The following is a 13,042-nucleotide window of genomic DNA, read 5'->3' on the forward strand; positions in this document are numbered from 1 at the left end:
GGAAGTCGCCTCAGCGGCAGGTTCCCCGCTCCGCGGCGCTCACGCGCGGGCGTGTCCTCCATCCGGCCCCGCCTTCCGGCCCCGCCATCCGGCCCCGCCGCAGCCGGTCCCCGGGGTCGCTTCCTGACCGGATGGGGCGGTCCCGTCCCCGCCGGACCCGGCGTCCGTCAGTCGCGGGGGCGGAGGCTGGCCTCTTCGAGGTCGAGTTCGTGCTGGATACGGCGCCGGGTGGCGTTGCTGATCCTGTTCGCTTCGTAGAGGTGCTGCAGTTCGGCCGCCTCGATGGCGATGAGGGTCCGGCGGATCTCGCGGTAGGCGTCGGCGGGACGGGCGTCCGGGTCGCTGTAGTGGGCGTCTTCCACTTGGTGGATGCGCGCTTCCAGATGGCGCCGGGCCTGTTTCAGCGCGGCCTGCGCGGCGGCGCCCAGGTCGGCGAGTTCGTCCGGATCGCCGACCTGCTTGAGCTCTTCGAGAGCGGCGGCGGCGATGCGCCGGCGGGTCCGCGCCTCCTCGCGGGCGGTGTGCTCCGGTTCCAGGGCGATACCGGAGCGGCGCACGACAGGGGCCAGGGTGAACCCCTGGAAGACGAGGGTGAGCGCGACGGTCCCGGTCGTCAGCGTGAGGATGAGGGCCCGGTGCGGCAGCGGCGCGCCCGTGTGGGTGACCAGCGGGATGGCCAGCGCGGCGGCCAGCGGCATGACGCCCCGGGTGCCCGCCCAGGACAGGACGGCCGGAACGCGCCAGGACAGGCGGTTCTCGCCCAGGCTATGCCGGTGGTGGATCAGGGCGGACAACGGGAAGATCCACAGCAGCCGGATCGCCAGCAGGGTGAAGGCGATCACCGGCACCCACAGCGGCCAGCCCTGCTCGTCGCGCGCGAGATGGTGGACGGCCGAGGGCAGCTCGAGGCCGATCAGCGCGAAGACGACGCTCTCCAGCAGGAAGCTCACGGTGTCGTAGACGGTGTGGACCTGGAGGCGGACGGAGGCGTCGCCGAGCTTGTGGCCGGTGCTGCCGAGGACGACCCCGGCCACGATGACGGCGGTCACGCCCGAGGTGTGCGCCTGCTCCGCGATGACGTAGGAGGCGTAGGGGGTGACCAGTGCGATGACGGTCTCCAGCATGAGGTCGTCGGTCCGTCTGCGGATCAGGGTCACCACGGTGGCGACCGCCGCGCCCATGAGGGCTCCTCCGCCGGCCAGGAGGAGGAACTGCAGGGCGGTCCCGGGCACGCTGACGGCGCTGCCGGTCACCGCGGTCGCCACGGCGACCTTGTACAGGACCAGCGAGGTGGCGTCGTTGAACAGGCTTTCCGCCTGCACCAGGGCCTGCACGCGCGGCGGCAGCGCCAGCCGCCGGCCGAGCGCGGTGACGGCCACGGGGTCGGTGCTGGCCAGGACGGCGCCGAGGATGAGCGCGGTCGCGGAGGTGAGCGGGGTGATCGCGGCGGCCACGTACCCGACGCCGACGGCGGAGGCGAGGACCAGGCCGAAGACCAGCCCGCTCACGGGCCTCCACACGGCGCGCAGGTCGCGGACGGAGATCTCCCCGGCCGAGGCGTACAGGAGGGGTGGCAGCACGAGCACGCTGATCACATGAGGCGCCAGCCGCACCTCGGGAACCCACGGCATCAGCCCCACGATCACACCGGCGATCACGAGCAGCGACGGTGCGGGCAGGCTCCAGCGCCGGGCGCCGGCCGCCACCGCCGTGGCCAGGATGACGAGCAGCAGGACGACGATCAGGCCGGTCATGGAGCGTCCCCGGGGGGTCGGCGGTCAGTGTTCCTGGGCGGTGGGGCGGACCATGATCTCGTTGACCGCGACATGCCGGGGCTGGGTGATCACGAAGGTGATGGCGCGGGCGATGTCCTCGGCAGCCAGCCAGGCGTCTCGCGGCAGGCCGCGGGCGGCGGCGCCGGGGCCGGCCCCCATCTCCGTCGCCGTCAGACCCGGCTCGACCAGCCCCACCCGGAGGCCTCTTCCGGTCACCTCCTGGCGCAGGGCCTCGCTGAACGCGCCCACCGCGTGCTTGGTCGCCGAGTACACACCGTTGTTCCTGCGCGCCACCCGGCCGCCGACCGAGCTGACGTTCACCAGATCGGCGACCCCGCGCGGGCCGTCCGCCGCCGCGCGGAGCAGATGCGGCAGGGCCGCCTGCGACAGGTGCAGGACGGCGGTGAGGTTGAGACCGACCATCCGTTCCCACTCGGCCGGGTCGCCCTCCTCGATGGTGCCCATGGCCACGTAACCCGCGTTGTTCACCAGCACGTCCAACCGGGTGAAGCACTCCACGGCGTCCTCGACGGCCCGGCGTGCCTGCGCCGCGTCCCGGAGGTCGGCGGTGAGCACCCGGCAGGAGCCGCCCTCGTCGCGGATCACCGCGGCCAGGTCCTCCAGCCGCCCGGTTCGGCGGGCGGCCACTGCCACGGCGGCGCCCTGCCGGGCGAGCGACAGGGCCGTGGCCGCACCGATGCCGCTGGACGCGCCCGTCACCAGCGCCGCGCACCCCGCCAAGGGGGCGTCGCCGCCGGCGGCGCCGCCTGCCGCCGCAACGCGCTGATCCGCGGCTGCCGCGTGTCCGGCATCCGGATCCCTCACACTCATGATCACCCTTCACAGGTCATCCCGCCCAGGGCAGGCCGCGGTGCCGCGAACCCGGCGCCGCCGCCCGCCGGCGAGGTGCCGCCCTGTTCTTCGAAGCTTGCACCACCTGGCCCAAGACCGCCTCCGCGCACGCTTCGAGCGTGCCGTCGGCCGCCTCGAACGGGGGCATCCGCCGGGTGACCGCCGTCGGCTGCACGGAGGCGGGCACCTCCCGGCCGCGTGACCCGGCCGCTTCCCGGTGCAACAGGGCCCCGCGGCTTCCCGGGCGCCAGGTCACGTTTCGGTATCCCCGCGCACACCCCTAGGCCGTACCGACTGGTCGGTACTAGCCTCTGCGCACATCTCCCCGTCCGGACACAGACCCCGGGATTCGGCCCACCTGGCCGAACAGTGCTCGTGCCCGCCCCACCGCAAGGCGTGGACTGCCCGCACCCACCGCACCGGGCCCATGGGGCCCGAACCCAGGAGCCGCCGCATGACCGCCATGCCCGCTTCGCCCGACGACACGAATGTCATACCGCCCGACACCGGCACACCGCGGACCCCGCACGGCGCCGCACGCCTGTGGCGCCGGGAGCTGGACCACTACCCCGTCACCGCACGCCGGATGGCCTACCTGGGGATCGTGGTGCTGACCACCGTGGTCCTCTACTACGCCCTCTACGTGCAGTACGCGGTCGCCACATCGATCATCACCCACTTCCACATGACCTACGGCTACTTCGTGTGGGTCAGCGTCATCGGCAACGCGGTCGGCGCCTTCGCCTCGCTCGTGGCGGGCCTCGCCGACCGCTGGGGCCGGGCCAACGCTCGTCGCCGCCCTGCTGAGCCTGTTCGGCCTGCCCAACGCGCCGGACAAGGGCACCTACTTGGTGCTCTTCGCCGCCCTCAGCTTCATCGAGGGCATCGTGCTGGTGGCCACGCCGGCCCTGATCCGGGACTTCTCCCCCCAGCTCGGCCGGGCCACCGCGATGGGCTACTGGACCATGGGCCCGGTCATCGGCAGCCTCGTCGTCACCGTCGTCACCAGCAGCACCCTGTCGTTCGCCGGTTGGCAGGACGAACTGCGCTACTCCGGCTGGGCCGGGCTCGCCGTGTTCGTCCTGGCGCTGGTGGGGCTGCGCGAGCTGTCGCCCCGGCTGCGCGACCAGATCATGGTCAGCCTCCGCGACCGTGCACTCGTCGAAGCGCGGGCCAAGGGGACGCAGCCGGAGACGGCGGCCGCGGGCCACTGGCGGCAGATGCTGCGGCCGGACATCGTCGGCTCGGCCACCGCTGTCAGCCTGTTCCTCCTGCTCTACTTCGGCGCCGTGGGCAACTTCGTCGTCTACTTCTCCGCGACCTTCGGCTACAGCGAGCAGCGCACCAACGGGCTGGCCAACTGGTACTGGGCGGCCAACGCGGTGGCGCTGGTGGTGGCGGGGCTGCTCTCCGACAAGCTGAGGGTGCGCAAGCCGTTCATGCTCGCCGGAGCTCTCGGATCGATCGCGGTCACGACGCTGTTCGCGCTGCACGCCACGGAGCCGCACACCGGTTACTACACCTTCGCCGCGCTGTTCGTGGCCATCGGTGTGCTCACCGGGGTCGCCTACGCACCCTGGATGGCGAGCTTCACCGAGACCGTGGAGAAGCGGAACCCGGCCGCCACGGCGACCGGTCTGGCCGTGTGGGGTTGGATCATCCGGGCGGTGGTCGCGGTCTCCACGGCGTTCGTCCCGGTCGTGGTGACGTCGGCCACGCCGCTGGTCGAGCACGGCGCCCAGGTGAAGGCCGCGAGCGTCCAGGCCGCGCCCGCTCTGGCCGTCGTCGACGCCCACCCGCGGCTCTTCGCCGAACTCCAGAAGTATCCCGCGAACGCGGTCCCCCCGGCCCTGGCGGCCCAGGCGGCCCGCGAGGTCGGGCCGGAAGGCCTGGCGACCGTACGCAAGGCCCAGCCGCAACTGGCGCTGCTGCAGCGCTACGGCGCGCAGGTGAAGAGCGCCGCGGACCAGGGCCCCGGACAGTGGCGCACCTGGTGGCTGATCTGCGTCGCCGGGCAACTGGTCTTCCTGCCGTTCGTCTTCGTCATGGCCGGCCGCTGGAGCCCGCGCAAGGCCCGCGACGAGGCACTGGAGCACCAGCGCGCCGTCGACCGCGAACTGGCGGCCCTCACGGAGAAGACCGACTGACCCCACCCCACCCTCCGGCCCGGGCGGGCAGCCCTTCCCCTGCCTGCCCGGGCTGCGGCACCGGCGTTCCCGGCCCACGCCGGCCGACCGGCCTCTGGTCTTCGGACGAGGCGTGTGGCATGATCAGCGGCCTCTTTGATCTCCCTGCCCTCAGGTAAGGGGGTCCCTTTCCGAAGTTCTGAAGGAGACTCCTGTGCCTGCCATTTCCCCGTCCACCGAGCCCGGGCAGTGGGCGAACTATCAGCGTGCGGTCGTGGACATCGCCTTCCCCGCGCACAACGTTCGCGTGACACCGGATCCTTCGGGTGGCGCGTCGGGGCTTCCGTTCCCGCTCACGAGCGCGCGCACGATCCACATCGTCACCGCCTTCAACCCCCGTGGACGCAACGCTTCGGTGCGGGCCAACCTCCGGGCGCAGCGCGAACTGCTACGGATCCTCGCTTTTCGAGGCCTGCAGTGGTGGCCGGCCGTGGGGGGTGACGCGGCCGGCACCCACGCCGAAATCAGCGCGGCCGTCACCGGCATGGACGATGCCCAGGCCAGGGCTCTGGGCCGGCGGTTCGGCCAGGACGCCGTGTTCGCCTGGTCCCTCACTTCGTGGCGCCTGCTGAGCTGCGCCGACGCGAGCCATGACACGGTCGTCCACGGCTGGCACGCCGCCCCTGTCGAGCCGCAACATGCGTGAGCTGGTGTCTCTGCTGACGGCGTGGGCCTACGGCTGCTGCGGATCATCCGCAGGGGCAGCGGATCGGTGGTGCCCCGGCGGCAGGCCCGAGGGTGCTGGTCCTCCGCGTGTGCGGACCGCCCGAACACACCAAGTCCTCCTCCGACGGGAAGGCCGGCGCCTCCGCGACATCACCTGCCGTCGGCCCGCGGCTCGACACCGGCAGCGTTCTCGCAGGTCTCCGGGCCTGCCCCGGCGCAGGCCCGGCAGTACAAGACAGCCGTCGACGGGATCGGCTGACGAGTCACCACATCACGGTTGGCCCCGGCCTTCGTAAGGTGAAAGGCGCTGCCCGATCCATCCCCTTCCGTGCGACGGACCCGCCCTCCGGCCGCGTAGAGCAGTCGACGGATTCACCCACGGAGGGGGCTGCGCAGTGACAGGGCGTGCATTCAAGGGGGCACTGAGGGGGGCCAGGGGTACGGCGGTCGCGGCGGCGGCGATGGCCGTGCTGACCGCGTCTCAGGCGCCGGTGGCGGTCTCGGTCGAGGGCGGGGAACTCGCGCGGAAGGCGGCGCCCGCCGAGCACGGCCCCAGCGTGTCCGGCGACACCCCGTACCGCACCGGCCTTCCCCCGCTGCGGACGCGGGAGAAGGGCTCGGCACGGGAGGCGAGGGGCGGCGGGGCCCTGCCGGCGAGCGTGTTCGCCGCCTACCGGCGTGCGGAGGCGGAGCTCGCGCGCAGCGCGCCGGGCTGCCGGCTGCGCTGGCAGTTGCTGGCCGCGATCGGCCAGGTGGAGTCCGGGCAGGCAGGGGGCGGCCGGGTGACCCCGGACGGTACGACGGTGACGCCCATCCTCGGGCCGCGACTGGACGGCGGAGCCTTCGCCGCCGTACCGGACACCGACGGGGGCGCGTACGACGGGGACACCTTGTACGACCGCGCGGTCGGCCCGATGCAGTTCATCCCGTCCACCTGGGCCCGCTGGGGTGCGGACGGCAACGGCGACGGACGGGCGGACCCGGACAACGTCTACGACGCGGCGCTCGCCGCCGGCCGCTACCTGTGCGCGGGCGGCCGGGACCTGTCCGACCCCGCCGACCTGGACCGGGCGATCCTGGGCTACAACCACTCCGCCGCCTACCTGCAGACCGTCAAGGCCTGGTACGCGTACTACCTGACCGGGCACCGCGTGGTGCCGGACGCGCCCGGCGCCTCCCGACCGGACCGGCCCCACCGGCCTGAGCCGTCGCGCCCGAAGCGGCCGAAGCCCTCGCCGTCGGCGCCGTCGGACGACCGGAAGCCGGGCCCCAGTCCTTCGCGCACGCCGTCGACGCCGCCCGCCTCGCCCTCCCCCAGTCCGTCCCGTACGGCCGGGCTCCCGAAGGCGTCCCCGACTCCGCCCGTGCCCGTGCCGGTGCCGACCCTCACCCTGCCCGACGCCGGGCCGCTGACCACAGGCAACGGCTCGAACACAATGGACGCCGCCCCCTCCACAACCGCGCCTACCCGGCGGTAATGTCGCCACCCGCCGGAAGCACCGGACCGGCGGGTGAGTGCGAAGGGGCCCTCATGGCGACGGACATGCCTGCGGACACAGCGGCCGCCGACGAGCGTTGGCAGCGTATGTGGAGCCATCGCGAGCAGTTGCTCAAAGTGGCCCGGCGGCGCTCCATGAGCCGGGAGGACGCCGAGGACGCCGTGCACGAGGCGATGCTGCGGGCCGCGGAACGCCCGGACCTCGACGACGAGCGGCTCGGCGCCTGGCTGACGACGGTGACGATGCGGCTGTGCGTCGACCGGTACCGGCAGGTCAGCCGGGAGGCCGAGGTGGGCAGCCGCCCCACGCTCCTCGCGCCGGGTCCGGTGCCCGTCGAGGAGGTGGTGTGCGACCGGGCCGAGGCGAAGTGGCTCGCCGTGCGCAGCGGTGAACTGCCCGCCCGGCAGGCGGAGGCGCTCCGGCTGAAGTCCGAGGACCTGGACGTCGGCCAGGTCGCGATGCGGATGGGGCTCAGCTACCGGACCGTCGAGTCGCTGCTCGCCCGCGCCCGGCGGACACTGCGCGCCTCGCTGGCCGGGACGCTCGCACTGGTGCTGTTCCTCGTCGGGCGCGGGCGGCTGCGCGGCGGCGGCAAGGCCCAGGCGGTCGCCGTCACCTCGACGGCGGCGACCCTGGTGGTGGCGGGGTTCCTGCTGCCGTACGCGCTCGACGCGGGCGGCCACGGGAAGGCTCCGGCGCCGCGGCCGGGCGTGTCCCGTGACGCGCGGATCGTGAGCGGTGAGGCCACGGGGCCCGGACCCGCCCTCGCGACGCGGACTCCGTCGGTCACGGCGGCCGGGTCCCGGGGCCGTACGCCCTCCCCCTCCGGGGAGACGTCCCTGCCGGTGTCCGTGCCGTCCCTGCCGGAGGCGTCCTCGCTCCCGGACCTGCCGGCGCCGAAGGTGCCCCCGGTCCCACAGGTGCCCGGCGTGCCGGCGGTGCCGGGCCTGCCGACCGCCGTACCGGCCCTGCCGGCGGGGCCGGTCGCCTCGTCGGTGCCGTCGCTCGCGCCGGTCCCGGCCGCTCCCGCCGTGCCGTCCGCACCGCTGTCCGCCCCCGCCGGTGTCCCCACCCCGAGGACCCCCGCCGGCGCGCCGTCACCGAAGCTGCCGTAGCACGCCGCCCGGCGGCTCCGAGGGCCCCGGAAAAAAATCTTCGTCCACCGCGACGGACGCCCCGCCCCTGCCCGTAGAGCAGATGTCGGCGCTGCTCACGGCGCGAGCACGGGCGAAGGGTGGAGCGGATGGGTGTCGAGATCTGTGTGGAAGGGCTGACCAAGTCCTTCGGCCACCAGGTCATCTGGCAGGACGTCTCCCTGACGCTGCCCGCCGGTGAGGTCTCGGTGATGCTCGGCCCCTCGGGGACGGGCAAGTCGGTGTTCCTCAAGACGCTCGTGGGACTGCTGAAGCCGGAGCGCGGCTCCATCACGATCCAGGGCCGGGACATCACCCGGCTCCGGGAACACGACCTGTACGAGGTGCGGAAGCTGTTCGGCGTGCTGTTCCAGGACGGCGCGCTGTTCGGCTCGATGAACCTGTACGACAACATCGCCTTCCCGCTGCGCGAGCACACCCGCAGGTCCGAGAGCGAGATCCGGCGGATCGTCCTCGAGAAGATGGACATGGTCGGGCTGATCGGCGCCGAGGAGAAGCTGCCCGGCGAGATCTCCGGCGGTATGCGCAAGCGCGCCGGGCTCGCCCGCGCCCTGGTCCTCGACCCGGAGATCATCCTGTTCGACGAGCCCGACTCGGGCCTGGACCCGGTCCGGGTGGCCTACCTCAACCAGCTGATCGTCGACCTCAACGCACAGATCGACGCGACCTTCCTGATCGTCACCCACGACATCGCCTCGGCCCGCCAGGTCCCGGACAACATCGGGCTGCTGTTCCGGCGCGAGCTGGTGATGTTCGGGCCCCGCGAGGAGCTGCTGACCAGTGACGAGCCGGTCGTACGGCAGTTCCTGAACGGCCGGATGCAGGGGCCCATCGGCATGGCGGAGGAGAAGGACGCGGCCCAGGTCGAACAGGAGCTGGCCCGGATCGACGAGGGCCCACGGCCCGAGGGGCTGACTCCCCGCCTGCTGCCCGGCCCCGGCATCACCCGTCCGCCCCGCTGGGAGGCGATCGCGCGACGCGAGGCCCAGCTGCACGGGACGGGGGTGACGGGCTCGTGAGACTCTCACCCACGGGTGCGCTCCGGCACTCCGGCAACCTCTTCGCGATGGCGCTGGACGTCGTCCGTACGCTTCCGCGACGACCCTTCCAGGCACGGGAGTTCATCCAGCAGGCGTGGTTCGTCGCGAGCGTCACGATCCTGCCGACGGCGCTGGTCTCGATCCCGTTCGGGGCGGTCATCGCACTGCAGATCGGCAGCCTGACCCGGCAGCTGGGCGCGCAGTCGTTCTCCGGCGCCGCGTCCGTGCTCGCGGTGCTGCGCGAGGCCTCGCCGATCGTCACCGCGCTGCTGATCGCGGGCGCGGGCGGCACGGCGATCTGCGCCGACCTCGGGGCGCGCAGGATCCGGGACGAGATCGACGCGATGCAGGTGCTCGGCATCGACCCGATCCACCGGCTCGTGGTGCCGCGCGTGCTGGCGTCGATGGTGGTGGCGGTGCTGCTCAACGGCCTGGTGTCGGTGGTCGGTGTCGCGGGCGGCTACTTCTTCAACGTCGTCCTCCAGCACGGCACGCCCGGCGCCTACCTGGCGTCCTTCACCACCCTCGCCCAGCTGTCCGACCTGTGGGCGGCGGAGATCAAGGCGCTGGTGTTCGGGGCGATCGCGGCGATCGTCGCCTCGTACAAGGGGCTGACGGCGCAGGGCGGTCCGAAGGGCGTGGGCGACGCCGTCAACCAGTCCGTGGTGATCACTTTCATGCTGCTGTTCGTGACCAACTTCGTGATGACCGCGGTGTACTTCCAGGTCGTCCCGCAGAGGGGTTAGCCGATGAGACCGCACAACCCCCTCGACCGCCCGTTGCGCTCCCTCGAAGAGCTGGGCGCCCAGCTGTCCTTCTACGGACGCTCGCTGGCCTGGACGGGCCGCACCCTGCGCCGCTACAAGAAGGAGGTCCTGCGGCTGCTCGCCGAGGTCAGCTTCGGGCGCGGTGCGCTCGCCGTCGTCGGCGGCACGGTCGGCGTGATCGCGTTCCTGTCCTTCTTCACCGGCACCGAGGTCGGCCTCCAGGGCTACGCGGCCCTCAACCAGCTGGGCACCTCCAACTTCGTGGCGTTCCTGTCGGCGTACTTCAACACCCGGGAGATCGCCCCGCTGGTGGCCGGGCTCGCCCTGTCCGCGACGGTCGGCGCCGGGTTCACCGCGCAGCTCGGCGCCATGCGGATCAGCGAGGAGACCGACGCGCTGGAGGTGATGGGCGTCCCGTCGCTGCCGTTCCTGGTGACGACCCGGATGATCGCCGGCTTCGTCGCGGTGATCCCGCTGTACGTGGTCGGGCTGCTGTCCTCGTACCTGGCCGCCCGCACCATCACCACCGGCTACTACGGGCAGTCGACGGGCACGTACGACCACTACTTCCACCAGTACCTGCCGCCCGTCGACGTGTTCTGGTCCTTCGGCAAGGTGATCGTCTTCGCCGTGCTGATCATCCTGGTGCACTGCTACTACGGCTACCACGCGAGCGGCGGCCCGGCCGGGGTCGGCGTCGCGGTGGGCCGGGCGGTGCGGACCTCGATCGTCGCCGTCAACGTCCTGGACTTCTTCCTGAGCCTCGCGATCTGGGGCGCCAACACGACCGTACGGATAGCGGGGTGAGAGCGGTGCGCACGCACAGATGGAGACTCAGGCTGTACGGCGTCGCGTTCCTGGCCGTGCTCGCGCTGCTGCTGTCGCTGGCGGTGGCCGTCTACCAGCAGGCGTTCACGTCCGTCGTGCCCATCACCCTGCAGGCCGGCACCCTCGGCAACCAGCTCGATCCGCGCGCCGACGTCAAGCTGCGCGGGCTGCTGGTCGGCGAGGTGCGCGAGGTGCACTCCGACGGCAGGAAGGCCACGCTCGACATCGCGCTCAAGCCGCAGTACGTGCCGTACATCCCCGCGGACGTGCGTGCGCGGCTGCTGCCCAAGACGCTGTTCGGCGAGAAGTACGTGGACCTGGTGCCGCCCGCGCGCACCTCTGCGCGGCCCATCCGCGCCGGGGACGTCATCACCCAGGACCGCAGCAGGGCCGGCATCGAGGTGCAGCAACTGATGAACGACCTGCTGCCGCTGCTGCGCGCGGTCCGGCCCGGTGAACTCAACGCCACCCTCTCGGCGTTCGCCGACGCGCTGGAAGGGCGCGGCGACCGGATCGGCTCCAACCTCGCCCGGGTCGACGCCTATCTGCGCCGTCTCAATCCCCACCTGCCCTCCCTCAAGGAGGACATCGCGCGGTTCGCGGACGTCGCCGAGGTGTACGGCGACGCCGCGCCCGACCTGATGCGGATCCTGCGCAACACGGTCACCACCAGCCAGACGATCGTCGAGAAGAGGGACCAGTTGGCGTCGGCCCTGCGCGCGACCGCCGCCGTGGCGGGCACGGCGAACGGCTTCCTGTCCGACAACGGCGACCGGCTGATCACCCTGGGCCGGGTCTCCCGCCCCACGCTGGAGCTGTTCGCCCGCTACTCCCCCGAGTACCCGTGCCTCTTCCAGGGGCTGGTCCGGCAGGAGAGGGCGTCGGAGGACGCGTTCCGGGGCGGCGAGATGCGGATCACCCTGGAGGTGGTCCGGCCGCAGGGGGCGTACCGGCCCGGTGAGGAGCCGGTGTACGGAGAGCGGTCGGGACCCGACTGCCGTGGTCTGCCCCATCCGCCCGTGCCCGGACCAAAACCCCACCTCGACGACGGCACGTCGGCCGGAGGTTCCGGCGGCGCGCTCCCCGCAGGTGCCCCTGTGTCCGCCACCCGGGCCGAGCAGCGGGCCGTCGGCTCCCTTGTGGCCCCCGTCCTGGGCGTCCCCGCCGACCAGGTGCCGCCCGTCACGACGCTGCTCTTCGGTCCGCTCGCGCGCGGAACGGCGGTGAGCGTCGCATGAGCAGGTCAGGAGCCCGGCAGACCGCCGCCCCGCTGATCAAGTTCAGCCTCTTCGCCCTGGTCACGATCGCGGCGACGGCGCTGCTCGCCGCCACCGTCGTCAACATCTCCTTCACCCCGAAGGACACCTACCACGCGGTGTTCACCGACGTCACCGGGCTGGAGACCGGCGACGACATCCGGGTGGCCGGCGTGCGGGTGGGAGAGGTGGAGGGCATCCGGATCAAGGACCGGACCCTGGCGGAGGTCACGTTCACCGTCGACGCCGACCGGCCGCTGCTCGCGGGGACCCAGGCGGTCGTGCGCTACCGCAACCTGGTCGGGCAGCGGTACATCGCGCTCACCGAGGGCCCCGGCGACGTCACCGCCCGGCTGCGGCCGGGCGGCACCATCCCGCTGTCCCGGACCCGGCCGGCGCTGGACCTCAACGCGCTGCTGAACGGCTTCAAGCCGCTGTTCGCCGCGCTCAGCCCGAGCGACGTCAACCAGCTCGCCACCGAGATCGTCCAGACCCTCCAGGGCGAGGGCGGCACGGTGAACAGCCTCCTGGCGCACACGGCCTCGCTCACCACCACCCTCGCCGACCGCGACCAGCTGATCGGCTCGGTGATCGACAACCTCGACTCCGTCCTGGCGACGCTCGACAAACGCGGCTCCCGCTTCTCCGATCTGCTCACGCAGTTGCGCCGGCTGGTCTCTGGGCTGTCCGCCGACCGCAAGCCCATCGGGGAGTCGCTGGTGAGCATCGGCGACCTCGCGGACGTCACCTCGGGGCTGCTGAAGGACGCGCGTCCGCCGCTGAAGGACGACATCGCCGGGCTCGGCGATCTCACCGGAACCCTGAACAAGAACCAGAACACCGTGGAGGGCGTCCTGAAGCGGCTGCCGAACAAGCTGAACAAGCTGACGGGGACGGCCTCGTACGGCTCGTGGTTCAACTTCTACCTCTGCGACTTCGACGGCCGGATCGTGCTGCCGAAGACCAAGCAGGTGATCACCCCGGAGCTGCACGTGGCGCGGGCGAGGTGTGGCGGATGA

11 protein-coding genes are annotated in these 13,042 nt (G+C 72.5%); 9 read left to right on the plus strand and 2 right to left on the minus strand.

Translation table 11 applies throughout. The features are described 5' to 3' along the window. Nucleotides 1–167: 167 nt before the first annotated feature. Nucleotides 168–1,754 carry a Na+/H+ antiporter gene (locus tag ACGFZN_RS37800; RefSeq protein WP_393863008.1) on the minus strand — a complete coding sequence of 529 codons (1,587 nt, stop codon included), beginning with the start codon at nt 1,752–1,754 and terminating at the stop codon, nt 168–170. Nucleotides 1,755–1,778: 24 nt separating this feature from the next. Continuing rightward, entirely contained in the window at nt 1,779–2,495 is a 717-nt protein-coding gene (locus ACGFZN_RS37805; protein WP_393863009.1) for an SDR family NAD(P)-dependent oxidoreductase, read from the minus strand. 950 nt (nt 2,496–3,445) lie between these two features. On the opposite strand from ACGFZN_RS37805, the gene ACGFZN_RS37810 reads away from it, so the two are divergent. The 9 genes from ACGFZN_RS37810 (at nt 3,446) to ACGFZN_RS37850 (ending at nt 13,042) form a co-directional block, all read left to right on the plus strand. Next, nucleotides 3,446–4,774, plus strand: a complete 1,329-nt coding sequence (locus ACGFZN_RS37810) for an MFS transporter (RefSeq protein ID WP_393863032.1) — start codon at nt 3,446–3,448, stop codon at nt 4,772–4,774. A gap of 193 nt (nt 4,775–4,967) precedes the next feature. Further along, on the plus strand, nt 4,968–5,459 hold the full coding sequence (locus tag ACGFZN_RS37815; RefSeq protein WP_393863010.1) for a DUF3293 domain-containing protein: 492 nt from the start codon (nt 4,968–4,970) through the stop codon (nt 5,457–5,459). Nucleotides 5,460–5,940: 481 nt separating this feature from the next. Then, the gene (locus ACGFZN_RS37820) at nt 5,941–6,957 is read left to right on the plus strand and encodes a lytic transglycosylase domain-containing protein (protein WP_393863033.1); all 1,017 of its coding nucleotides are present in this window, start codon (nt 5,941–5,943) and stop codon (nt 6,955–6,957) included. 53 nt (nt 6,958–7,010) lie between these two features. Then, entirely contained in the window at nt 7,011–8,093 is a 1,083-nt protein-coding gene (locus ACGFZN_RS37825; RefSeq protein ID WP_393863011.1) for an RNA polymerase sigma factor, read from the plus strand. 128 nt (nt 8,094–8,221) lie between these two features. After that, nucleotides 8,222–9,151 (plus strand): ABC transporter ATP-binding protein, encoded by a 930-nt coding sequence (locus ACGFZN_RS37830; RefSeq protein ID WP_393863012.1) that lies wholly within the window; start codon nt 8,222–8,224, stop codon nt 9,149–9,151. Then, nucleotides 9,148–9,918: an MlaE family ABC transporter permease gene (locus ACGFZN_RS37835; protein WP_393863013.1), complete on the plus strand. Its 771-nt coding sequence runs from the start codon at nt 9,148–9,150 to the stop codon at nt 9,916–9,918. The genes ACGFZN_RS37830 and ACGFZN_RS37835 overlap by 4 nt, the downstream gene beginning before the upstream one ends. A gap of 3 nt (nt 9,919–9,921) precedes the next feature. Beyond that, nucleotides 9,922–10,746: an MlaE family ABC transporter permease gene (locus ACGFZN_RS37840; protein WP_393863014.1), complete on the plus strand. Its 825-nt coding sequence runs from the start codon at nt 9,922–9,924 to the stop codon at nt 10,744–10,746. A gap of 5 nt (nt 10,747–10,751) precedes the next feature. Then, complete coding sequence (locus tag ACGFZN_RS37845) at nt 10,752–12,005, plus strand: MCE family protein (protein ID WP_393863015.1); 1,254 nt, start codon at nt 10,752–10,754, stop codon at nt 12,003–12,005. After that, nucleotides 12,002–13,042: an MCE family protein gene (locus ACGFZN_RS37850; protein WP_393863016.1), complete on the plus strand. Its 1,041-nt coding sequence runs from the start codon at nt 12,002–12,004 to the stop codon at nt 13,040–13,042. The genes ACGFZN_RS37845 and ACGFZN_RS37850 overlap by 4 nt, the downstream gene beginning before the upstream one ends.

The organism is Streptomyces sp. NPDC048192 (assembly GCF_043202415.1).
Taxonomy (GTDB): domain Bacteria; phylum Actinomycetota; class Actinomycetes; order Streptomycetales; family Streptomycetaceae; genus Streptomyces.